We start from the raw sequence: 23,010 nt of genomic DNA on the forward strand, positions 1-23,010 counted from the left end.
AGCCGCTCCCCGGTTAATAAATTACCCCGTTTAAGCATAAAAAAAATGCTGCTCATATGAGCAGCATTTTTTTTATACAAAAGTGGACGGGGGATTAGGCCACTTCATAAAAATTAGGTTCGTACTCTAGTTGAGTCTGAATAATTTGAGTTGCCATACGGGCACATTTGCCACATTGGTCTGCAACGCCAAGACGTTTCTTTACGTCAGCCAGTGAACTGTCACCTAAGCTAACGGCAGCTTTAATTTGAGTATCTGTAATGGCATGACAAAGACAAACGTACATAGAGAAAGCCTCTTCATTCAAAATGGACCAGGGCTAAGAAAGTAATCTAATTCTAAATGAAAACAGTTATCATTGGCAATAACTTTTTTCACAAAGAATGATTATTTTTAATACAGTTTGATCTGCTTCACTTTTTTATCAAAATGGCACGCTGTGATGAGATATTGAGATGGCATGAGAAAAATATGCTTGAATATTAATTAAATCAATTATCTAGGGTTTTGATGATTGTTGCTCAAGGTGTATTAATGTCATTATTAAGTGCGATCAAGTGGCGGGAATTTAAGTTACTTAGTCGAACTGGAATGATGATTTGATCTTTGACTCACAGAGCAAAGATCAAATCATGATAACTCGGCTATTTTTAATAGCCTTGATTAGCGTCGACGATATATTGTAATGGTTTAGATTGCTGCCAAAGACAATAATTTTCGGTGAATATTTGTACCACTTGTTGAGGAAAGCTTGGTGCAGCAATATGTGGTGTAATGGTGACGTTATCGCAATGCCACAGGGGATGATTAGCTGGTAAAGGCTCTTGCTCGAATACATCGACAATCGCGCGTCGCTGAGGGCATAGTGTTAACTCAGTTTGCAACGCTGCCAAATCAATTGCGTTGCCTCGGCCAATATTAAATAGCATGGCATCTGGTTTTAATAAACACAGATTAGCAGCATTTAATACATGTGTGGTGTGTGGGGTATTGGGCAATACACTCACAATCACATCAGCGGCAGGTATGTAATCTGCTAATTTATCTATGGTATCGATACGATCAAAGTCATTAACGAGCGCGCCTTGGCGATTGAGGCCGCTGACAATCATACCGAAATGATGAGCGGTTCGAGCAAGGTGTTGAGCGATAGAACCTGTACCAAGTATCAGCAGTTGTAATCCTTGTAAAGTGCGGTATTGAGCTGGCTGCCAAAGTTGCTGATGTTGCTGTTGAGTATACTGGGCGTGCTGTCGATAATGGCTTAATAGGTAACCAAAAACATATTCACTCATTAATGGGCCAAATACACCGCGAATATTAGTAAGTAAATAATCATGTGGTAACGAAGGCTTCATCAAGGCATCGACACCTGCAAAAGTAGATTGTATCCATTTAAGTTTAGTTGCATGCGGCAGCATAGCAGCCGCTAAATGGGGTTCAGCTAACCAAATATCTGCCTGATGAATGTTATCTGAAATACTGTTATCAGGGCGATCACCAATGTGATCTGTTATGTCTTCGACAATCTCTAGATCGAATAATGATTGTTGTGCCAGCAATTGCCGATATTTATCATTCTCTCTGGTGAGCAATAATAGTTTATGTGCCACATTCCCCCCGTTAGCATGCATTGAAGAACAGGTTACTTACTCAAACCATCCAGTGTAATCCATTGTTATCGGCATCATGGTTGCTGCAATGGCTTTGTCTGGGTAATTACTGAAAACACCATCTACTCCCATGGCTTTTAACGCTTGAATATCATTTGGGTTATCCACGGTATAAACAAACACTTTGCCACCACGCTGGTGGGCATCATCAACAATGGCTTGACTAACAAAACTCAGATCTAGGTTGATCGAGTAGGCATTGAGAGTGGTCATTATTTTCGCCAAGTCGAGCGGGATCCCGCCGAGTAATGGCGCGATAATCGCGTGTGGAAAGGCGTGTTTTATCGCCGCTAAATACGGGTGATTAAATGATGAGATTAATAGCTGCTCTGGAGCATACTTCAACTGTTTAAGGAGTTGCGGATATAAGGCAATAAAGGGTTGTACGCAGCCAACACCTTTTAATTCGATGTTAACACTGCACAAGCCATTGCTTTTAACACTGACTCGTTCGAGAACTTGCCATAGGGTGGGAATAGCTTGCCCGCTAACGGTAAACTGAGCCAGTGCTGCTTTTGTTGTTAAGTGGATAAGCCCAGTTCCGGTTGATTTGCCCTCTAAGCGGCGATCATGGAACACGACTAATTCTCCCTCAACGCAATGCACATCTAATTCAATGGCTTTGGCACCCAAGTCGAGTGCTTTATCCATCGCAACTAAGGTGTTTTCAGGTTCATAACCGCTAGCGCCGCGGTGAGCAAAAACGAGCATAGCACTCCTTAATCAATAGCTAGCTTAGCCTTTATATAATCCAGTAGATTCTTTAGGGGTATGATTAATATGAACTTCCATTTGTGGGTAGGCAAGTTCAACATTGTTTTCTTTGAGCTTTTTATTAATCAGTTTATGCAGGCTATGGCGTAGTGGCCACCGAGCCGACATGTCTTTAGCATAAGAGCGAATTTCGTAATCTTGAGTGTGCTGACCAAAACCGGCAAACCATACTTCTGGTTCTGGCATGGTTAGCGATAATTCACATTCTCGAACCGCTTGATGCAGTAGCATTTCCACTTTGGTTGGGTCGGCATCACGAGATACCGATACCGTGACGATGACACGAGTTATCGGGTTGGATAGCGACCAGTTAACCAGTTGTTCAGTAATAAAGGCTTTGTTGGGCACAATAATTTCTTTGTGATCCCAGTCGACAATCGTGGTGGCTCGGATTTGAATTTTACTGACCGTTCCGGACAGGTCGCGAATCGTGACGGTATCGCCAATTCGAATGGGTTTTTCAAATAGGATGATCAAACCAGAAATAAAGTTAGCAAAAATTTCTTGCAGGCCAAAACCTAAACCCACTGATAATGCGGCAACTAGCCACTGTAATTTAGACCACTCCATTCCAAGAGTTGAAAAGCCAAACAGTATGCCAAAAAATACCACCAAATAACTGCTCACAGTGGTAATAGCAAAGCCGGTTCCTGGCGATAAATCTAATCTTTGCAATAACGTCAGTTCCATTAATCCTGGGAGGTTTTTAGCAATCACCACCGAGAAGCCCACTAACATGATGCCGAATGAAATTGATTTTAATGTGATTGGCACTTGCTGCTCAATGCCATTCACATTGCTGTTGGTGGTCCATAAGGTGATGCCATCTAAAAATGAGAATACAGCGGTATGAGTCTGCGACAAAATACCCAATAAACTGGCAAAAAAAGCTAAAAATAAAATCGATCGCACTAAGCCGAGCGACTGACTGGAGATGGTTTCTAAATCAACAATTGGTTCTTCATAGGTTTCTATTGGCTCATTGTTTTGCAACTCGCCTCTTTCACGTTGCGCAAGTCGCTCTGCACGTTTGGCTTTAGCGCGATCGAATGCGATTAAACGGCGCTCAATCAGCATCCAGCGTTTAATGAGCTGGTAAGTTAGTAAAAAGCCTAAGCCTAATAATACTGATATTTGCAGTTGTAACAGAAGCTGGAAAGCCGTGAAGTAGTAGCCGACCGCAGCCAAGATGGCGCTAAAAATAGGCGTAACAATTAAGATGGCCCATAGGGCTTTGTGAATGATCGCCATATTCGTCGCGCTAGGCTTATTTTGGCGATATTGGCCAATCAATAACATGACATCTTTGTACAGGAGAAACAGCACAACACAGAAAACGATAAACGCCCCACGGCCAAGACTGTTACGTACTAATGAAGTATCTAATGCTTCAGTGAAGCCCATTAAGCCAATTAAGGGTGCGGAAATGATCACAAATGAAGCCAAGGTTTGCTGCGCTTGTTTGATTATTTTTTTCGGCCGTCTGAAGTGGCTGATTAAAATACCTTTTTCTACCGTTAATAAGAAAAAGAATTGATAAATCAGATAACTGACACCAATAGCTAAAATACCGACTCCCACGGCATGAACCATGTTTTGCTCAGAACGGGAGAAAATAAAGCCGGCCACAATAACCGGTAAAGGCTTTATTAAGGCATACACTAAGCTGATGATGAGGGTTTTGATGGTGTATTTAAATTTATCTTGCGTCACGTTACCAACAAATACCGCATAGCGACTAATTGCGGTATTAAACTTAGGGGTAAGCATGTCATGTGCCATCAGGCAGCATAATAATAAAATGCCCCACCAAGCCCAATAATTGCTGTTTTCAGACCATGATTGTTGTAACGCTTGCCACTGGCTAGGTTGCAGTAACCATACACTACTGTGACTTAAATCGATGAGCCACAATGGACCAATGCTGGGGGCATTAGGTACCCAAAATAAATGTTCATTAAGGGTGTTTTTTAATGTGTTATGCAGTTGGTTTAGCTGCTCATAACCAATACGTAACTTGGCAAACTCAGCTAAATATTGATCATAACTTTGTAATAGTTGATCTATGAGTACTTGCTGTGACTGTAAGAGTTTTATCTGGGTTTCATTAAACATTTCACTGTCATCAAGTTGTTGACTGTTTAATGCTTGATGTTGCTCTAATTGATAGCGCTCCAGCCGTGCATCAGCTAATTCTGTTTGCAGTTTGTCTAGGTTGGGCGGTTTAGGTAATGATTGCAGCATTTGCAAAAAACGGTCGCCAAATGCCGAGTTGGTTTTTACCCAAGTAATTTGTTCTAGTACGTTTGAAAGCTGTGCATTTTGAGACTGATAGCGTTTCTCAACCCGCTGTTGCTTCTCTATTGCTGATTTAATATTACTGGTGAGCGTTTGTAATTGTTCAGCATATTGTTGGTTTGATCTACTCAGCTCTTGAGATAAAGGATCGGCTAGCTCTTGGGCATCAACTAAGTTATTGGCTATAGTATCAGCGGTTTTTTGCTGACGAGATTCAATATTGTGTTTGTTGATAAGCTCAATAAAGCTTTCTTGTTGGCTTAATAACAAGCGGTTGAGCTGCTGTTGAAGCTGGGTAATCTCGAGTTGTTTCGGACTCGCTAATCGTTCCGCCTGTAAGGTCGCAATATGCTGAGTGAGCAGTTCGGTTTGAAGCTGGTTTCGTTGGCCTAAGGGTGTCTCAATCGGTACTTGTTGGGTTTTATTGTGCTGAGTTAAGGCATTTTCTGCTTGAACAATTAAATCAGGTAGTTGTCTTTGACGTTGTGAAATAGTCCGTAATTGCTCATTGAGGCTCGACTCAGTCTCTTTTAATTCTGATAAATGGAAATAAGCCATTGAAGCCTGCTGATCCAGATCGATATCATCATCAAGGCTTAATGGGATTTGTGCTTCACGAATTTGTCCTGCCAATGAGAGCTTGGTTTCACTGTTAGAGCGTTCGATATTGGTATAAGTTTGCTGTTCTATTTGCAGTTTTTCAATACTGCTTTGCAGTTCGGCAATTTGCGATGGTATATCAAGTGGCTGATTTTCGGCTTGGCTATTTAGCCCCAATCGTTTATCAAGGGTTAGGGGAGTGCTAGCAAATACAGAATCTGACAGTGTATTAACTATAAGGAAACACAGGAATAAACACGCTAAACGTAACATAATACTTTGCCCAGATTGGAGTCAGGACATGGTAGCAAATTTGAATGATTATAATCTATATTTTTGATGACTTTAGATCGTTTCAAGCAAAGTTGATTCCACAATAATTATTTCACCCGCAAGCGGTATGATGTTTATTTATTGATGAGCCGCGTAATGATGATTGCCATGATGAGCTAAGTATAAAAGGGAATACGTCAGTGGCCAATATAAGCAACTATGCTTTGCTATTTGATTAGGCTCAGGCATCTAAAGCAAGTGTGCTGTAATCGTCTTCGAGTCATTATTTAACTAGTGGTTAATGGTGATTATGCGAGGTATTTCTGCAACCCCACAAGGTAAAAAGAAAATGGAGAGAGGTCATAAAATAAAGCCGTACGACTTAAAAGTAGTACGGCTTGATGTAGCAATAACACCAGGATACTGGAGTCAGTATCCTGATAATTATATTGATTATGCTTGAGGCAGTTTAGCAAACGGTTGGCCCATACGCGTGGTTTCACCTGGCTCGACCCCATCGGCAAATGTTTCGATGGCGTCTTGTGCAAATAACATCACCACAGTACTGCCTAATTTAAAGCGACCCATTTCAGCGCCCTTTTCTAACGTAACCGCTTCTGGACCTGTAGTGGGATAATCCCAGCTAAACACTTGTTTGCCACCTGGTGGTGTCACAGTACCCGACCATATCGTTTCAATACTAGCAACAATTGTTGCACCGACTAATACCATTGCAAGTGGACCGGCTTCGGTTTCAAAGATGGCAACTACGCGCTCATTGCGAGCAAACAATCCGGGTACATTTTGCGCAGTCAGTGGGTTAACCGAAAATAAGTCGCCTGGCACGTAAGTCATTTTTGATAATGTGCCAGTGATAGGCATGTGGATGCGATGGTAATCTTTGGGCGCCAAATAAATGGTTGCAAAATCGCCACCGTCAAAACGTGCCGCATCAGATTTATCACCACCTAACAATGCTTCAGAGGTATAAGTGTGCCCTTTGGCTTGAAAAATATTGCCAGCTTCAATTGGGCCACATTGACTCACAGCTCCATCAACCGGATGTGCCATAACGCTGTTGTCTTGGTTTATCGGTCTGAGTTCAGGTTTTAATGCTCGGGTAAAAAATGCATTAAAGGTTTTGTAGGCTTCGGGCTCAGGTTGCTGTGCTTCAGACATATCAATTTTATATTGTTTGATAAACCATTTGATCCCTGCCGTGGTAATCATTCCAGCTTCAGCAGCAGCAAATTTACCGACTAAGCGCGACAGAAAGTGTTTTGGCAACATGTATTGCAAGGCAATTTTAATTGAGTCCAATGTTTTTCCCTTTTTTTCTAAGCAGGTTGAACTAGGAATAGTATTCCTAAAGGTTACTGACTCTAGGAGTCTAATTCATCAATTGCACGAAAGTGTCGTGCATGACGTTGTTCATCTAAACTGGCAATAATACGCTGATAATTGCTAAAGCGGTCTTGAGTTATTTTTCCATCAGCTAGTGCTTGTTGTAAAGCACATCCTGGGTCGTCACCATGTTTACAATCACGGAACTTGCAGGTGCCTAAAAATTCTCTAAATTCAATAAAGCACCAACCGACCCTGATAGCGTCTAAATGCCATAAGGCAAATTCACGTATACCGGGTGAATCGATTAAATCCCCGCCGCTAACAAAATGGAGTAACTTTGCGGTCGTGGTGGTGTGTTGGCCTAAACCTGAGTTATCGGATACATCTCCAATTAATAGTTCAGCTTCTGGCATTAATGCATTGATCAAAGATGATTTGCCAACACCAGACTGACCGGCAAAAACACTGACGCTGTCATTGAGTAATGCTTTGAGGTCTTCAACGCCTTCACCAGTGTGACTACTGACACGGAAAACTTGATAACCAATATTTTGGTAACGCGTTAATGCCGTTTCGATTTCATCACGATTAGTGTCATCTAATAAATCAATTTTATTGAGAATGATGATCGGCGTAATATCTGTGTCTTCTGAAGCCACTAGATATCGATCAATAATTTGGGTGGTAAAGCTAGGTAGAACTGAAGACACAATTAAGATTTGATCGATGTTAGCGGCAATAATTTTGACGCCATCGTATAAATCTGGTCGAGTTAAAGAGGATTTTCGCGGGTGAACTGCGACGACAATACCACCAATACTGGAGCCCGATTGAACTTCAGTCGCGAGTCTCACCACGACCTTATCACCGGTGACTAAACTGGTCACTGCTCGGCGAATATTACAGCGCGAGACCATGCCATCTGTAGTTTCAATATCGGCATGCTGACCGAAACGAGAAATCACCACACCGGCTTGTTCAGGACCTAACAAATTATCCTGTAATTCGGCATGTTGACTATTATCGTCATTACGCTTTAATCGTTTAGTCTGATTGGCGCGCATTCGGCGTAATTGGCCCTGACTTAGGGGTTTCTTTTTACTCACAGGCTTATCTTCATTAAATAGGTGTTTTTTTGTGTATCAAAAAAACAGTATGATACACACTCTTTTATAAAAATGCCTGAATTTAGGCTACAGATAATATAAGGCGGCATAAATGGCTGTTGATGCGAATAATCTAATTTGGGTTGATTTGGAAATGACAGGCTTAGAACCCGCTGTTGATCGAGTCATTGAAATTGCAACTTTAGTGACTGACCAAGACCTCAATATCATTGCTCAAGGCCCTGTTCTAGCCATTTATCAGACAGATGATGTGTTAGCTGGGATGGACGATTGGAACCAAAAACATCATGGAGAGTCAGGATTAATTGAGCGTGTTCGTGCCAGTAAATGTTCTGAACAAGATGCGATAACACAAACGATTGATTTTTTATCTCAGTACGTGCCTAAAGGCGCATCACCAATGTGTGGCAATAGCATTGGTCAAGATCGCCGCTTTTTGAATAAATACATGTTAGAGCTTGAAGAGTATTTTCATTATCGCAACATTGATGTGAGCACCATCAAAGAGTTGGTTCGTCGTTGGAGCCCTGAAACAATGAATGGCTTTAGCAAGAAAAATACTCACCAAGCATTAGAAGATATCAAAGAGTCTATTGCCGAAATGCAGTTTTATCGCAGTGAAGTATTTAAAATTTAAGCAATTGAACAATTTTTTTCAAAAAGGGGGTTGCAGCATAGTAAAATTTACCTATAATGCGGCCTCAACTTTCTACAGAGCGCCAAACTCTGAGGCATAGGAAGTTGTCATGAAATTTTAAAGTATGCGACATTATTTCGGTTAGCATAGGTTGAAAGATAATACCTTGCTAAGTTAGTAATAAAGCAAACAGTACGCGACATTAGCTCAGTTGGTAGAGCGATACCTTGCCAAGGTATAGGTCATCGGTTCGAACCCGATATGTCGCTCCAAATTTCTAGATACAATTTTTGAAATGCGACATTAGCTCAGTTGAGTTAATCGCAAGAGTCGATACCCATCTTGTTCCAAGGTATAGGTTATCGGTTCGAACCTCTCTTTATTTATAAAGAAAGGCAGCTCCAAATTTCTAGATGGATTTTTGAAATGCGACATTAGCTCAGTTGGCATAGGTTGAAAGACGATACCTTGCTAACTTTATAATGAAGCAAACAGTACGCGACATTAGCTCAGTTGGTAGAGCGATACCTTGCCAAGGTATAGGTCATCGGTTCGAACCCGATATGTCGCTCCAAATCACTTCGTCTGTTAAAATCCTTACTTTTAGAACATGCGATATCTTGCCAAGGTATAGGTCATCGGTTCGAACCCCTCTTTGTTTATAAAGAAAAGTCACTCAAAATCACTTCCTCTGTTAAAAATCCAATTAATTACTATTACGACACTAGACTCAGTTGCGTTTTCAGAAAATGCGATACATTGTTAAGGTATAGGTCATCGGTTCGAACCTCTCTTTGTTTATAAAGAAAAGTCACTCCAAATCTTGTTTATTCCAAAACTGGTGAAGTGTTTACTTTTGCATAAGGCTTACCAAAGCTAAATTCACATTTTCTTATGCTCACCACTGCAATCTAACTCATCCCGAATGTTGTCATTTAATAAATTTGCATCATCTACGTTTGAGCAAATTGTTTTTGCAATCAACAAACAAGTGATCTAGTACTCACTTCTTCATGGATCTCTAAAGTAAGAGCATATTGGTGAAGTAAAACATGATCTGGTTCAAATCATTTACTGGTGTTATCTCTGATAATCAACTCAAGATAGATTTTCCTAAGAAGTTAGGGCTTTAAACGAGGTGAGTGTTATGCGGATCCAACAACTGAGTGAGCTACTTGATTATGTTGCTAATTGCCATCTCGATATGGAGAAATTATATAAGCGTTTAGATCGTAACGCAGACTCCTCTAGAGTAAAAATGATGCTAACTTATTTTCAACAGCATGAGAGACATATATACGAAACACTTGAAAGTTACATAGAAGATGCGCCCTCAAGAATCTTAAATACTTGGTATAAAGACATTACTTTCGAAGATTTTAGCAAACGTTGTCTTGAAACCTCATTAGCCGCCAATATGCAAGAAGACCAAGTGCTTGAGCTGCATCTTGATTTAGAAAATCGCTTAATCGCGCTGCTAGAAAAAACAGCGATGAGTAGCCCTACTGATGAAATTAAGAGTGCATTAATGGATTTGGTCAGAGTGGCGCAAACTCAACAAAAACGTTTAGTTCACAGCACAATTCGTATGGATGATATCTAAACGACATATTAAATTTTGACATAACTTCCTGAAGTGTTAGTTTGCCAGCTATTCCCAGTAGCTGGCTTTTTTTATTAACAAAAAATAACCACCATAACTGTGGGAGTTCCCCTATAACTTCTGTTATATTTAGCATTCTTGTAACTCTTTTTTATGGAAGCTGACTTTACCCATGACATCGCTGCTTAAAACCCTTGAAAATGAACAAGCTACTGTCGCTCTTGGGCAACAAATTGCGCAGTGGATTGTGCCACCATTAACGATTTATCTTACTGGTGACTTAGGCGCGGGTAAAACAACGTTTAGTCGGGGTATTATCCAAAGTTTGGGTCATCAAGGCGCGGTGAAAAGTCCGACTTATACCCTGGTTGAGCCTTATGAATTTAACGATATGGATGTGTATCATTTTGATCTGTATCGATTAGCTGATCCAGAGGAACTCGAGTATATGGGGATCCGTGATTACTTCACTGATAGAAGTGTGTGTCTAGTTGAATGGCCTGATAATGGTCATGGATTACTTCCTAAGGCTGACATCCATTTGCATTTACGTTATAAAGAATCTCAAAGACAGGTTGAATTACAAGCCATATCCCCTGCAGGGCAGGCAATTTTAAATAAAATTAATATAAATAATAATGACTTTTAAAAAAACTTTTTTTATTCCTATTATCATCACGCTGTTGTTTTTGCCTAATTTAGTTTGGGCAGCCAATCAACTTGATAGCGTGCGTATTTGGGCTGCTCCAGAATCGACTCGAGTGGTGTTTGATTTAACTCAAGCTCCTAAATACGACAGTTTTACCTTAACTGGGCCAGATCGTTTGGTGGTTGATATTCAGGATACTGGCGCTAAAGTTAATTTAGATAAAATAGCGAATAACAGCAAAATTATCAAAAAGATACGTTTTAGCTCGCCGCCTAAAAAAGGCATACTGCGCTTGGTTATGGATTTAACTAAGCCGGTAAAGTCCAGTTTGTTTACTTTGCCTCCGACAGCTCCTTATGGCAACCGTCTGGTAGTCGACTTAGAAAATGTTGACGGTGGATCCTCTACAGGTCAAACCGTTAGCCGCTCTGCTAATCAGTCATCGCGAGACATTGTGGTTGCCATTGATGCGGGCCACGGCGGCGAAGATCCAGGGTCTATTGGACCTTCTGGCATGCATGAAAAACGGGTAGTGCTTGAAATTGCCAAGCGTTTGGCGCGTAAAGTGGATGCAACTCCGGGCATGCGAGCGGTGATGACGCGTACTGGCGATTATTTTGTTAACTTGAATAAACGCTCTGAACTGGCACGAAACAGTAAAGCTGATTTATTGATATCGATTCATGCTGATGCCTTCACTTCACCGCAGCCTAGTGGCGCGTCTGTTTGGGTGCTATCAATGCGAAGAGCTAATAGTGAAATTGGTCGCTGGTTAGAGCAAAAAGAGAAACACTCCGAGTTATTAGGCGGTGCAGGCGAGATCATTCAAAATACCGATAGTGAACAATATTTAGCCATGACATTACTCGATATGTCGATGAACAGTTCGATGGCGATAAGTCATTCTATAGCTGGTGATATTCTTCGTGACTTAGATACGATTACTCACCTTCACAAAAGAAATCCAGAATCGGCCAGTTTTGCTGTACTTAAATCACCAGATATTCCCTCTATTTTAGTTGAAACTGGCTTTATCTCTAACCCAGGTGAAGAACGGTTGTTGTCTAACGGTAATCATCAAGAAAAGCTGGCTAATGCCATTTATAAAGGTGTGCTGCGTTATTTTGAAGGTAATCCGCCCGCTGACTCTTTGATGGCCAAGACGTCAAACGTTAAACACAGTGTAAAGCGTGGCGAGTCGTTATCAATTATTGCGCAGCGTTACAGTGTTTCTGTAAGCAGTATTAAGCAAGCCAATAATTTAAAGAGTGATGTAGTACGTATTGGTCAAAAACTCGTAATACCAAGGGCTTAATATGGCTATTCAACTGTTACCGCCACAACTTGCAAACCAAATCGCAGCAGGCGAGGTGGTTGAGCGACCTGCATCAGTGGTGAAAGAACTGGTTGAAAACAGTCTTGATGCCGGCGCGACTAGAGTTGATATTGATATCGATAAAGGCGGAAGTAAGCTGATTCGCATCCGCGATAACGGTGCGGGTATTCCTAGGGATGAGTTGGCATTAGCACTGTCGCGTCATGCAACGTCAAAAGTTCATACGCTCGATGACCTCGAAGCTATTTTAAGCTTCGGTTTTCGCGGTGAGGCGCTAGCCAGTATTAGCTCAGTGTCACGGCTAACATTAACCTCAAAAACAGTTGAACAGTCTGAAGCTTGGCAGGCCTACGCTGAAGGCTCGCAAATGGATGTCAAAGTGACCCCTGCTGCACATCCACAAGGCTCGACCATTGAAGTGGTCGACTTGTTTTTTAATACCCCCGCTAGAAGACGCTTCTTAAAAAGTGATAAAACCGAATTCACTCATATTGATGAGTGGTTAAAGCGGATTGCCATGGTGCGCCGCGATATTCATTTTACCCTGACCCACAATGGTAAATTAGTGCGTCAGTATCGTCCTGCAAATACCGAGATTCAAACGCAGCAACGTTTAGCACAAATTTGTGGCCGAGCATTTGCGGAGCAAGCTTTAAGCATTGCTTGTGAACATGAAGGCTTATCTCTAAATGGTTATTTACAGTCACCACAAGATACAGTCATCACAGAGACGAATTTCTTTTATGTCAATGGACGATTAATTAGAGATCGACTGGTTAATCATGCTGTTAAACAAGCTTTTGCTGAGTACGGTATTGAGCATCAACCTGGATATGTGTTGATGTTATCACTTGATCCACACCAAGTTGATGTGAACGTGCACCCAGCCAAGCATGAAGTGCGTTTTCATCAATCTCGCTATGTGCATGATTTTATATTACAAGCGGTGCAATCGGCATTAGTGCAAATGCCTGCGTTAGCCTTATCTGAGCATGAACCTGAATCTAATTCACTAGATAAACATGATGATTGTGCAATGGTGCCCCAAGATCCAACTGTGATGGATGATGCCAATAGCGTCGCTAGCATTGAAGACGTATTTTCACTTAATCGCGACTCCACTAAAGCGATTAATAGTGTTAGCGCGTTCGGCTCAATGCATGTTCCGGGAAAGAATAATAGTTTATCTGGGGGGTATTCAGCTGCAATTAAGCCTAGTTATGATAAAAAGCCTGCTAGCCCATTAACTGCTGCCCAGACCAAATCTGCCATTGCTAGCTATGGACAGTTATTGCATACCCCGATGAATAGCGCGATATCATATGTTAATGAAGTCGCGACTGAGTTGGCCATCCCCCCATTGTTAGCGGGTGAGTATTGGGTGATATGCAAAGATGATAAGTTGTCATTGTTGCCTATAAAAAAGGTGCAATTGGCAGTGAGAAAGCAGCAAATTGAAATCAAACTCGCTAATGGCTTAGTGTCACAACCGTTATTAATGCCAATATCAGTTGCTGCAGATTTAGATTGGCCAGAAACCTTAGCCAAGCGTGATCAATTACTGCGTAAAATGGGTATTGAATTAACAATTCGCTTTCAGCAGTTGATTATTAAAAAAGTGCCCCCATATTTGAGGGAAAGCCAACTTGCTGTTGTGATACCTGAATTATTGCAATGGATACAAATAGAGCAGCCTTCAGATAATGCTATTGTGGGTTGGCTTGCACAACAAAGTTTATCGCAATTTGAGCCAGTACAAGTCTTATGGCAGCAATTTTGTGCACTTGACGATGAAACGAAACAAACTTGTTATGACCAAGAGCACGTATTGCCTTGGCAAAATTGGATGAAAAATAATTAACGTGAACAGTGTCGATAAGCCGAAAATCATTTTTTTAATGGGGCCTACAGCCTCAGGCAAGACGGCATTAGCCATTGAAATGGCGACAAAGCATAATTGCGAGATTATTTCAGTCGATTCAGCGCTTATCTATCGTGGTATGGATATCGGTTCAGCTAAACCGACGGCGAAAGAGTTGCAAATGGCTCCGCACAAGTTAATTGATATACTTGATCCTAGCGAAAGTTATTCAGCGGCAGATTTTCGCCGTGATGCACTATTGGCTATCGAAGACATTATTCGCCGCGGTAAGACCCCTTTACTCGTGGGTGGCACCATGATGTACTTTAAAGCACTGTTAGAAGGTTTATCTCCTCTACCCAGTGCAGATGAAGGTATTCGGCAGCAAATATTGGCGCAAGCGCAAACAGACGGTTGGGACGTATTACACCAACAATTATGTCAAATAGATCCGGTTGCTGGAGCAAGAATTCATCCTAACGATCCACAACGATTATCGCGTGCATTAGAGGTTTATCGGATCAGTGGCAAAACAATGACTGAATTGACTCAAACTAAATCAGTCGCTTTGCCGTATGATGTAGTGCAATTTGCTATTGCACCTAACGATCGAAGTGTATTACATGAATTAATTGCTAAGCGATTTAATATCATGCTTGAGCAAGGCTTTATCGATGAGGTGTCACGCTTAAAAGCGCGTGGTGACTTAGATTTAGACATGCCATCAATGCGTTGTGTAGGTTACAGGCAGTGCTGGCAATACCTTGATAAAGAATTTGATCATGCGACTATGGTCGAAAAAGCTACCGCAGCCACTAGGCAATTGGCCAAACGTCAATTAACATGGTTGAGGAGTTGGCCGGAATTACAGTGGCTTGAAAGTGGTGTCGAAGGGAATTTAGTTACGCTTATGCGACAAAGCCGCTAGCTTATTAGCCGTTGCTGTATAATACTAAAACTAAACAATAAAACTTAATTCAACATATTTTAAAATAAAAAAGGAAATTCAAATGGCTAAGGGGCAATCTTTACAAGACCCATTTTTGAACGCATTGCGTCGTGAGCGTGTACCAGTCTCTATCTATTTAGTGAATGGTATTAAATTACAAGGCCAAGTTGAGTCATTCGATCAATTTGTTATCTTGTTGAAAAATACTGTAAGCCAAATGGTTTACAAACACGCTATTTCAACAGTCGTACCAGCACGCCCATTTAACGTTACTGCTCACCAAGGGACTGCCCATGGTGAAGAAAGCGATGCTGAATAATTTGAAAAGGAATACAATTTTTGTTTGATCGTTATGAAGCGGGTGAAACAGCGGTATTAGTACACATAGATTTTTCCGACGACGAACGTCGAGAGGATCTCACTGAGTTACAGCTATTAGTTGAATCTGCTGGTGCTCGCTCTGTTGGAGTGATTACTGGCAGTAGACGCTCGCCAGATCGTAAATTTTTTATCGGTACCGGTAAAGCTGAAGAACTAGCCGCAATGGTAGCTGCTACAGAGGCCAATGTAGTGATTTTTAATCATGCATTGAGTCCTGCTCAAGAGCGTAATCTTGAATTAGTATGCCAGTGCCGAGTCTTAGACAGAACTACGCTGATTCTTGATATTTTTGCTCAGAGAGCAAGGACTCATGAAGGTAAATTGCAAGTGGAGCTAGCGCAATTGCGCCACATGTCGACGCGCCTTATCCGTGGTTGGACTCATTTAGAGCGACAAAAAGGCGGTATTGGTATGCGAGGGCCGGGTGAGACCCAGCTTGAAACAGACCGACGTTTATTAAGAGGGCGGATTAAGAACATTAATCGTCGACTTGATAAAGTGGATAAACAACGTGAGCAAAGCCGCCGAGCTCGTAAGCGAAGTGATTTAGCAACAGTGTCTTTGGTGGGTTATACCAACGCGGGTAAATCGACATTATTTAATGCGCTAACTTCGTCGGACGTTTATGCTGCAGATCAATTATTTGCAACATTAGATCCAACACTGCGTAAATTATCCTTACCCGACGGTGCGGTAATTTTAGCAGACACAGTTGGTTTCATTCGTCATTTACCTCACGACCTTGTTGCAGCATTTAAAGCCACACTACAAGAAACTCGACAAGCAGAGATCCTTTTACATATCGTTGATTGTGCCGATGACAATATGGCTGAAAATTTTGAACAAGTACAAAGTGTACTTAAAGAAATCGATGCCGATGAAATCCCGCAATTAGTCGTGTGTAATAAGATTGATTTGCTTGAAGATTTCGCGCCTCGTATCGATTACGGTGAAGACGGTAAACCTGAAAGGGTTTGGGTCTCTGCGCAAAAACGCATTGGATTTGATTTGCTGCTTAAAGCGATAACCGAATTAATCGGTCAAGTTATTTGCGAGCTTACATTGAAAATACCTGCATCAGCAGGACATTATCTTGGCCAGTTTTATCGACTGGATGCAATACAGCAGAAAGAGTATGACGATCTGGGGAACTGTATTTTATCTGTTCGTTTATCGGATGCCGATTGGCGCCGATTAGCTAAACAGAGTCAAGGGGAATTAGAGACATTTATTTTTGACGACTCAGAAGTAGACATCTCTTGTTAATCTCATTTATTTCATCCAATTATGGAGTGCTAAATGGCTTGGAATGAGCCCGGTAACAAGGGGAACAAAGACCCTTGGGGAAATAAAGGTGGTAACGATAAAGGGCCACCAGATCTTGACGAAGTATTTCGTAACCTATCAAAACGTTTTGGTGGCAAGGGGGGCAATGGCGCCTCTGGTCAGCCATTTAATTCATCTTTATTGATTGTTTTTGCCGTTATTGCCGTCATTATCTGGGCATTGTCTGGTTTATATACAGTTAAGGAAGCTGAGCGTGGTGTGTTACTCCGTTTTGGTCAACACATTGGTGAAGTGAGTTCCGGTTTACATTGGAAAGCCACTTTTATTGATGAGGTGACAATGGTTGACGTGGAAACGTTCCGTTCGATCCCTGCGTCAGGCAGAATGCTGACATCTGACGAAAACATTGTGAATGTTGAGCTTGTGGTTCAATACAGCGTATCAGATGCTTATTCATATCTGTACAGTGCTGTTGATGCCAACTCGAGTTTACGTGAAGCGACTGACAGTGCATTGCGTTATGTCATTGGTCACAATCGTATGGATGACATTTTAACCACAGGGCGTGATGCTATTCGTCGTGATACTTGGACAGAGTTAGAACGTATTATTGAGCCATATAAACTAGGCTTAGAAATTCGTGACGTTAACTTTTTACCCGCTCGTCCTCCAGAAGAAGTAAAAGATGCATTTGATGATGCAATTTCAGCTCAGGAAGATGAACAGCGCTTTATTCGTGAAGCTGAAGCTTATGCTCGCGAAATCGAACCTAAAGCGCGTGGACAAGTTGAACGTATGGCACAACAAGCTAGTGCTTATAAAGAGCGTGAAGTTCTAGAAGCTAGAGGTAAAGTCGCTCGATTTGAGAAGTTATTACCTGAGTATAAAGCTGCGCCAGATGTAACTCGAAATCGTTTATACATAGATGCAATGCAATCTGTGTTGGCGGATACTAATAAAGTACTTGTCGACACCAAAAGTAGCGGTAATCTGATGTACTTACCTTTGGATAAGCTGATGGATTCTTCCAAGAGTCAGCGTAATCAAGTAGAACCTGAGGTAGAACGTCACATCAACTCTGTCTCTAGTAGTGGTGTTGATACGCCGATTACTAGTATGCCGACTGATGGTCGTCTCAGCCGCGAAGATCGTCTTCGCCAAGGGAGGAACTAACAATGGGTAGATTAGCAGTGATCATTCTTGTCATCATTTTAGGGGTGAGTTTTTCCTCTTTAATGGTGGTAAGCGAAGGTGAACGTGCCATCGTTGCACGTTTCGGTAAGGTGCTCAAAGAAGATGACGTAACAACCGTCTTTGCACCAGGCCTTCACTTTAAATTTCCTTTGGTAGATAAAGTTCGATATCTGGATTCTCGTATTCAGACATTGGATGGTGCCGCGGATCGTTTTGTGACTTCTGAAAAGAAAGACTTAATGGTCGACTCTTATGTTAAGTGGCGTATTCGTGATTTTGAAAAGTACTATCTTTCTACCAATGGCGGTATTAAAGCCAATGCAGAAAGCTTATTACAAGCCAAAATCAGCAATGACTTACGTACTGAATTTGGTCGTCGCACTATCAAAGAGATTGTTTCTGGTAAGCGTGATGAGTTGCAAACCGACGCATTACAAAACGCTTCTGAAAGTGCTGAGAATCTTGGTATTGAAGTGGTTGATGTGCGCGTAAAGCAAATTAACTTACCTGCTAATGTCAGTACTAGTATTTACCAACGTATGCGTGCTGAACGTCAAGCTGTGGCAAAAGAGCACCGTGCACAAGGTAAAGAACAAGCTGAAATTATCCGTGCGACTATTGATGCCAATGTGACAGTAAAGGTTGCTGAAGCTGAACGTAAAGCGCTTACCATTCGTGGTGAAGGTGATGCATTGTCGGCAAAAATTTATGCTGATGCCTACAGTAAAGACGCTGAGTTTTATAGCTTTTTACGTAGTCTAGAAGCTTACAAAGCAAGTTTTGCCGGTAAGAATGACATTATGGTGTTAGAGCCTGAAGGTGATTTCTTCAAATACATGAAATCGTCTAGCGGTAAGTAACATTTATATCATTTAGTTCAAAAAGCTCGGTCTTTACCGAGCTTTTTTGTGGCTGAAAGTTAATCTAATTAGTATGAATTCAGTTTTTCTAAAAACGGTCATAAATCATAACGAAGACTTTTTATTGTGTTTTTGATTATTTTTTATTAATAATTGCTTGTTTTAAATGTCTTTATTACCTCCTCAAGCACTAATTAAGGGACGACTAATTGTTATAATCTGGCTGATTTATAAGCGTTTTTGAAAAAAATGTTAATATCCTCACTCTAGATGTATGTTTTCTCTATGATCTAGTTCTAATTTTTCGCTATAATGAGCACCGCCTCAAAGTATGATTTTAGCGCTTCACCCTTTGTGATAGCTAAAGTATTGAAATATAAAAATTCCAACACCCTCTGGGAGATAAGTGGATGAGCAATGCGCCAGTCGATACCGGACGTCGCAGATTCCTGACAGCTGCAACCGCCGTAGTAGGTGGTGCTGGTGCCGTCGCTGTAGCGGTTCCTTTCATCAAGTCATGGAATCCGAGCGCCAAAGCGAAAGCTGCAGGTGCGCCGGTTGAAGTAAATATTAGTAAAGTTGAACCAGGTCAGTTAATTCGTGTCGAATGGCGCGGAAAACCGGTTTGGGTCGTTCGTCGTACAGAAACTGTGCTAAATAATCTTAAAACATTAGACAGTCAATTACGTGATCCTGCTTCCGAAGAAATGCAGCAACCAGAATATGCAACTAACCCTGCACGTTCTATTAAGCCTGAATTTTTCATAGCAGTCGGTATCTGTACCCACTTAGGTTGTTCACCAACTTATCTACCTGATTCATTCGGTGAGCAGGTTGAGGGTGTAACATCTGGGTTCTTCTGTCCTTGTCATGGTTCTAAATTTGACATGGCTGGTCGTGTATTCCAGGGTGTTCCTGCACCATTAAACCTAGTGGTTCCACCGCACAAATATATCGATGACGCTAACGTTATCATCGGTGTAGATACAGGAGCGGCGTAATGGTTAAGAATATTATTGATTGGATTGATGCTCGCATCCCAATGACGGCAACGTATAACCGTCATGTGGGTCAGTATGCCACACCAAAGAATTTCAACTTTTGGTATTTCTTTGGCTCATTAGCATTATTAGTTTTAGTTAACCAGTTACTGACTGGTATTTGGTTAACCATGAATTACGTACCAACAGCAGAAGGTGCATTCGCTTCTGTTGAATACATAATGCGTGATGTTGAATACGGCTGGTTATTACGTTATATGCACTCTACAGGTGCGTCAGCGTTCTTCTTTGTCATTTATATGCACATGTTCCGTGGATTAATTTACGGTTCTTATCAAAAACCAAGAGAGCTTTTATGGCTGTTTGGTATGTTGATATTTTTAGTGTTGATGGCTGAAGCATTTATGGGTTACTTACTGCCTTGGGGACAAATGTCCTATTGGGGCGCACAGGTAATTATCTCTTTGTTTGGTGCTATTCCTGTTATTGGTGATGACCTAACATTGTGGATACGTGGTGACTATGTTATTTCCGGTGCAACACTAAACCGTTTCTTCGCATTACACGTTATTGCGCTGCCACTTGTATTGGTTGTGTTGGTGTTCTTACATCTAATCGCATTACATGAAGTGGGATCGAACAACCCTGATGGTGTTGAAATTAAAAAGAACAAAGATGAGAACGGATGGCCTATTGATGGTATTCCATTCCACCCTTATTACACTGTAAAAGATATTATGGGTGTAGCAGGCTTCTTAATCGTGTTCTGTTATGTGCTGTTCTTTATGCCTGAAGGTGGTGGATACTTCCTTGAGAAGCCAAACTTTGAAGCGGCTAACCCAATGAAGACTCCTGCGCATATTGCACCGGTTTGGTATTTCACACCATTCTATGCGATTTTACGTGCAATTCCCGACAAGTTAATCGGTGTTGTTGCTATGGGTCTGTCGATTGCAGTGCTATTTGTTCTGCCTTGGCTTGACCGTTGTAAAGTCAAATCTATCCGTTACCGTAGTTTGATTCACAAAATTAACATCGCACAATTTACTGTGTCGTTCATTATTCTTGGCTATTTAGGTGTGGTTCCTGCAACGCCTGAGCTAACTATTGCGGCACGTGTATTCACTTTCACTTACTTTGGTTTCTTCGTAGCCCTATGGGTTTACAGTAAGAATGAGAAAACAAAAGAAGTTCCTACGAGGGTGACACACTAATGAAAAAGTTATTAATTGCATTAGTTACACTACTGCCATCTCTCGCTATGGCTGCAGGTGGAAACGAGGTTCATTTAGAAAGCGCTAACGTTAACTTGCATGATAAAGCGTCATTAGAGCGTGGTCTGGATTTATTCCAGCAATATTGTTCAGGTTGTCACAGCACTAAATACCAACGTTATGAGCGTGTAGCAACTGACTTAGACATCAGTGGCGATGATATGCGTAATAAGTACATGTTCACTGATGCTAAAATCGGTGATTTAATGGAAAACGCTATTCCTCCTGTTGATGCGGCTAAATGGTTTGGTGCTCCGCCTCCAGACTTAACTTTGGTTGCTCGTGTACGTGGAGCTGATTGGGTATTTTCATACCTAAAAGGTTTCTATGCTGATGAAACGCGTCCATTTGGTGTGAACAACACCGTGTTTCCATTAGTGGCTATGCCGCACGTTTTACAAGACTTACAAGGTGTTGCAACTCCTCAATATGAAAAGACTGTCATTGATGGTGTTGAAACTATGACGTTGGTCGGCATGAATCCTCCTACTGGTGGCAAAATGAGTGCAGAAGAGTACGACCAAGCAGTTCGTGATATCACGGGTTTCTTAGTCTATTCAGCTGAACCCGTCCAGTTAGAGCGTGAAGCTTTAGGTTGGTGGGTACTTGGATTCTTGTTTATTTTCTTCATCATTGCTTATTTGTTGAAGAAAGAATACTGGAAAGATGTGCACTAGCCATCAATAACGGTTAATATACATTATCCGCATATTGTAAACGGGGGGCTTAGCCCCTCGTTTGTTTTGTTTTTTCTACATTCTGGAGGGTATCAATGGCTGTTGCTGCCAACAAACGCTCTATCATGACACTTTTTTCTGGTGCCGATGATTTATATAGTCACCAAGTACGTATCGTATTGGCTGAAAAAGGGGTTACCGTTGATGTTTTACAGGTAGACCCAAGTGAGATGCCTGAAGATTTACTTGAAGTAAATCCATACAACTCGGTACCAACTTTAGTTGATCGTGAACTCGTGTTGTACGAATCTCGCATTATTATGGAATATTTGGATGAACGTTTTCCTCATCCTCCACTAATGCCTGTATACCCAGTATCTCGCGGCCAAAGCCGTTTAATGATGCACAGAATCGACACCGATTGGTATGCGCTTGTTGAGCGTATCCGTAAAGGTGAAAAAGCTGATGCTGCGCGTAAAGAGTTAATGGAAAGTCTAATCGCTTTAGCGCCAGTATTTGCTGAAATGCCATACTTCATGAGCGAAGAGTTTGGTTTATCTGATTGCTACCTAGGCCCATTATTATGGCGCTTACCGGTATTAGGTATTCACTTAGACCCGCGTACATCGAAAGATATCAGTGCTTATATGACACGTATTTTTGAACGTGAATCATTTAAAGCATCGTTAACTGAGGCTGAGCGCGAAATGCGCATGGGCATGTGATGAAACCAATAACAGCTAATCGTCCATATTTGTTGCGTGCTTACTATGAGTGGTTGATGGATAACCATTTGACGCCACACGTAGTCGTGGATGCATTTGTTAACGGTACACAAGTTCCACAGCAATTTGTTAAAGACGGTCAAATTGTCTTGAATATTGCAACTGGAGCTGTGGCAAATCTTCACATGTCGAATGATTCCGTCGAGTTTAATGCCCGTTTTGGTGGTGTTCCACAAAATGTGTATTTACCAATGGCCTCAATTGTGGCCATTTATGCTCGTGAAAACGGTGCCGGCACTGTATTTGATATGGAAGATGCTTATATGATCGAAGGTGAGCAGGATGAGTTGTCATCTGTGCCACCATCAATGAAATCTGTTGATGATACTTCGACATTACCACCATCGCCTAAATCTACTACTGGTGACAAAGCTAAGCGTAAAAACCATTTAACTGTGGTGAAGTAACGATTCGTTACCATGAC

21 protein-coding genes and 2 tRNA genes are annotated in these 23,010 nt (G+C 41.5%); 17 read left to right on the plus strand and 6 right to left on the minus strand.

Annotated elements, in window-relative coordinates:
• Positions 1 to 94 precede the first annotated feature (94 nt).
• The 6 genes from ACED29_RS07115 to rsgA form a co-directional block, all read right to left on the minus strand.
• Complete coding sequence (locus ACED29_RS07115; protein WP_124018299.1) at positions 95 to 286, minus strand: bacterioferritin-associated ferredoxin; 192 nt, start codon at positions 284 to 286, stop codon at positions 95 to 97.
• Between the two features lie 364 nt (positions 287 to 650).
• Positions 651 to 1,613 carry a D-2-hydroxyacid dehydrogenase gene (locus ACED29_RS07120; protein WP_182722347.1) on the minus strand — a complete coding sequence of 321 codons (963 nt, stop codon included), beginning with the start codon at positions 1,611 to 1,613 and terminating at the stop codon, positions 651 to 653.
• Positions 1,614 to 1,649: 36 nt separating this feature from the next.
• The gene (locus ACED29_RS07125; protein WP_124018301.1) at positions 1,650 to 2,384 is read right to left on the minus strand and encodes a glycerophosphodiester phosphodiesterase; all 735 of its coding nucleotides are present in this window, start codon (positions 2,382 to 2,384) and stop codon (positions 1,650 to 1,652) included.
• 24 nt (positions 2,385 to 2,408) lie between these two features.
• Positions 2,409 to 5,618 carry a mechanosensitive ion channel domain-containing protein gene (locus ACED29_RS07130; RefSeq protein WP_371697364.1) on the minus strand — a complete coding sequence of 1,070 codons (3,210 nt, stop codon included), beginning with the start codon at positions 5,616 to 5,618 and terminating at the stop codon, positions 2,409 to 2,411.
• 453 nt (positions 5,619 to 6,071) lie between these two features.
• Positions 6,072 to 6,938, minus strand: a complete 867-nt coding sequence (asd, locus tag ACED29_RS07135; RefSeq protein WP_371697365.1) for an archaetidylserine decarboxylase — start codon at positions 6,936 to 6,938, stop codon at positions 6,072 to 6,074.
• A 62-nt stretch (positions 6,939 to 7,000) separates the two neighbouring features.
• Positions 7,001 to 8,071, minus strand: coding sequence for a small ribosomal subunit biogenesis GTPase RsgA (rsgA, locus tag ACED29_RS07140; protein ID WP_124018304.1), 1,071 nt, complete (start codon positions 8,069 to 8,071; stop codon positions 7,001 to 7,003).
• 112 nt (positions 8,072 to 8,183) lie between these two features.
• Between rsgA and orn the strand changes: the two genes are divergently transcribed.
• The 17 genes from orn (at position 8,184) to ACED29_RS07225 (ending at position 22,993) form a co-directional block, all read left to right on the plus strand.
• Positions 8,184 to 8,729: an oligoribonuclease gene (gene orn / locus ACED29_RS07145; RefSeq protein WP_124018305.1), complete on the plus strand. Its 546-nt coding sequence runs from the start codon at positions 8,184 to 8,186 to the stop codon at positions 8,727 to 8,729.
• A 196-nt stretch (positions 8,730 to 8,925) separates the two neighbouring features.
• Positions 8,926 to 9,001 (plus strand) — tRNA-Gly (locus ACED29_RS07150).
• A gap of 226 nt (positions 9,002 to 9,227) precedes the next feature.
• A tRNA-Gly gene (locus tag ACED29_RS07155) sits at positions 9,228 to 9,303 on the plus strand.
• Positions 9,304 to 9,876: 573 nt separating this feature from the next.
• Entirely contained in the window at positions 9,877 to 10,332 is a 456-nt protein-coding gene (locus ACED29_RS07160) for a hypothetical protein (RefSeq protein WP_124018306.1), read from the plus strand.
• Positions 10,333 to 10,504: 172 nt separating this feature from the next.
• Positions 10,505 to 10,981: a tRNA (adenosine(37)-N6)-threonylcarbamoyltransferase complex ATPase subunit type 1 TsaE gene (gene tsaE, locus ACED29_RS07165; RefSeq protein WP_124018307.1), complete on the plus strand. Its 477-nt coding sequence runs from the start codon at positions 10,505 to 10,507 to the stop codon at positions 10,979 to 10,981.
• Positions 10,971 to 12,296, plus strand: a complete 1,326-nt coding sequence (locus ACED29_RS07170; RefSeq protein WP_124018308.1) for an N-acetylmuramoyl-L-alanine amidase — start codon at positions 10,971 to 10,973, stop codon at positions 12,294 to 12,296. Before tsaE ends, ACED29_RS07170 begins: the two co-directional genes overlap by 11 nt.
• Before the next feature lies 1 nt (position 12,297).
• On the plus strand, positions 12,298 to 14,178 hold the full coding sequence (gene mutL / locus ACED29_RS07175) for a DNA mismatch repair endonuclease MutL (protein ID WP_371697366.1): 1,881 nt from the start codon (positions 12,298 to 12,300) through the stop codon (positions 14,176 to 14,178).
• Between the two features lies 1 nt (position 14,179).
• Positions 14,180 to 15,106 carry a tRNA (adenosine(37)-N6)-dimethylallyltransferase MiaA gene (miaA, locus tag ACED29_RS07180; protein WP_182722343.1) on the plus strand — a complete coding sequence of 309 codons (927 nt, stop codon included), beginning with the start codon at positions 14,180 to 14,182 and terminating at the stop codon, positions 15,104 to 15,106.
• A gap of 82 nt (positions 15,107 to 15,188) precedes the next feature.
• Entirely contained in the window at positions 15,189 to 15,446 is a 258-nt protein-coding gene (gene hfq, locus ACED29_RS07185; RefSeq protein ID WP_124018311.1) for an RNA chaperone Hfq, read from the plus strand.
• Between the two features lie 20 nt (positions 15,447 to 15,466).
• Positions 15,467 to 16,774 carry a ribosome rescue GTPase HflX gene (gene hflX, locus ACED29_RS07190; protein ID WP_124018312.1) on the plus strand — a complete coding sequence of 436 codons (1,308 nt, stop codon included), beginning with the start codon at positions 15,467 to 15,469 and terminating at the stop codon, positions 16,772 to 16,774.
• A 33-nt stretch (positions 16,775 to 16,807) separates the two neighbouring features.
• Positions 16,808 to 17,968 (plus strand): FtsH protease activity modulator HflK, encoded by a 1,161-nt coding sequence (gene hflK / locus ACED29_RS07195; protein ID WP_124018313.1) that lies wholly within the window; start codon positions 16,808 to 16,810, stop codon positions 17,966 to 17,968.
• A gap of 2 nt (positions 17,969 to 17,970) precedes the next feature.
• Positions 17,971 to 18,849 carry a protease modulator HflC gene (hflC, locus tag ACED29_RS07200; protein WP_124018314.1) on the plus strand — a complete coding sequence of 293 codons (879 nt, stop codon included), beginning with the start codon at positions 17,971 to 17,973 and terminating at the stop codon, positions 18,847 to 18,849.
• A gap of 410 nt (positions 18,850 to 19,259) precedes the next feature.
• A complete protein-coding gene (petA, locus tag ACED29_RS07205; RefSeq protein WP_124018315.1) occupies positions 19,260 to 19,850 on the plus strand; it encodes a ubiquinol-cytochrome c reductase iron-sulfur subunit in 591 nt (196 codons plus the stop codon).
• Entirely contained in the window at positions 19,850 to 21,064 is a 1,215-nt protein-coding gene (locus ACED29_RS07210; RefSeq protein ID WP_124018316.1) for a cytochrome bc complex cytochrome b subunit, read from the plus strand. Before petA ends, ACED29_RS07210 begins: the two co-directional genes overlap by 1 nt.
• Positions 21,064 to 21,801, plus strand: a complete 738-nt coding sequence (locus tag ACED29_RS07215) for a cytochrome c1 (RefSeq protein WP_124018317.1) — start codon at positions 21,064 to 21,066, stop codon at positions 21,799 to 21,801. Before ACED29_RS07210 ends, ACED29_RS07215 begins: the two co-directional genes overlap by 1 nt.
• Before the next feature lie 95 nt (positions 21,802 to 21,896).
• Complete coding sequence (gene sspA, locus ACED29_RS07220; RefSeq protein WP_011638743.1) at positions 21,897 to 22,526, plus strand: stringent starvation protein SspA; 630 nt, start codon at positions 21,897 to 21,899, stop codon at positions 22,524 to 22,526.
• Positions 22,526 to 22,993, plus strand: a complete 468-nt coding sequence (locus ACED29_RS07225) for a ClpXP protease specificity-enhancing factor (protein ID WP_124018318.1) — start codon at positions 22,526 to 22,528, stop codon at positions 22,991 to 22,993. Before sspA ends, ACED29_RS07225 begins: the two co-directional genes overlap by 1 nt.
• The last annotated feature ends 17 nt before the right edge of the window (positions 22,994 to 23,010 follow it).

This window comes from Shewanella sp. 5S214 (assembly GCF_041439795.1).
Lineage (GTDB): Bacteria > Pseudomonadota > Gammaproteobacteria > Enterobacterales > Shewanellaceae > Shewanella > Shewanella vesiculosa.

Coding starts and splice junctions, on each gene's coding strand:
- ACED29_RS07210 (WP_124018316.1), top strand. CDS start 19,850: ATGGTTAAGAATATTATTGATTGGATTGATGCTCGCATCCCAATGACG.
- sspA (WP_011638743.1), top strand. CDS start 21,897: ATGGCTGTTGCTGCCAACAAACGCTCTATCATGACACTTTTTTCTGGT.
- ACED29_RS07170 (WP_124018308.1), top strand. CDS start 10,971: ATGACTTTTAAAAAAACTTTTTTTATTCCTATTATCATCACGCTGTTG.
- ACED29_RS07215 (WP_124018317.1), top strand. CDS start 21,064: ATGAAAAAGTTATTAATTGCATTAGTTACACTACTGCCATCTCTCGCT.
- petA (WP_124018315.1), top strand. CDS start 19,260: ATGAGCAATGCGCCAGTCGATACCGGACGTCGCAGATTCCTGACAGCT.
- ACED29_RS07130 (WP_371697364.1), bottom strand. CDS start 5,618: ATGTTACGTTTAGCGTGTTTATTCCTGTGTTTCCTTATAGTTAATACA.
- ACED29_RS07160 (WP_124018306.1), top strand. CDS start 9,877: ATGCGGATCCAACAACTGAGTGAGCTACTTGATTATGTTGCTAATTGC.
- ACED29_RS07125 (WP_124018301.1), bottom strand. CDS start 2,384: ATGCTCGTTTTTGCTCACCGCGGCGCTAGCGGTTATGAACCTGAAAAC.
- hfq (WP_124018311.1), top strand. CDS start 15,189: ATGGCTAAGGGGCAATCTTTACAAGACCCATTTTTGAACGCATTGCGT.
- hflC (WP_124018314.1), top strand. CDS start 17,971: ATGGGTAGATTAGCAGTGATCATTCTTGTCATCATTTTAGGGGTGAGT.
- tsaE (WP_124018307.1), top strand. CDS start 10,505: ATGACATCGCTGCTTAAAACCCTTGAAAATGAACAAGCTACTGTCGCT.
- hflK (WP_124018313.1), top strand. CDS start 16,808: ATGGCTTGGAATGAGCCCGGTAACAAGGGGAACAAAGACCCTTGGGGA.
- ACED29_RS07225 (WP_124018318.1), top strand. CDS start 22,526: ATGAAACCAATAACAGCTAATCGTCCATATTTGTTGCGTGCTTACTAT.
- orn (WP_124018305.1), top strand. CDS start 8,184: ATGGCTGTTGATGCGAATAATCTAATTTGGGTTGATTTGGAAATGACA.
- ACED29_RS07115 (WP_124018299.1), bottom strand. CDS start 286: ATGTACGTTTGTCTTTGTCATGCCATTACAGATACTCAAATTAAAGCT.
- mutL (WP_371697366.1), top strand. CDS start 12,298: ATGGCTATTCAACTGTTACCGCCACAACTTGCAAACCAAATCGCAGCA.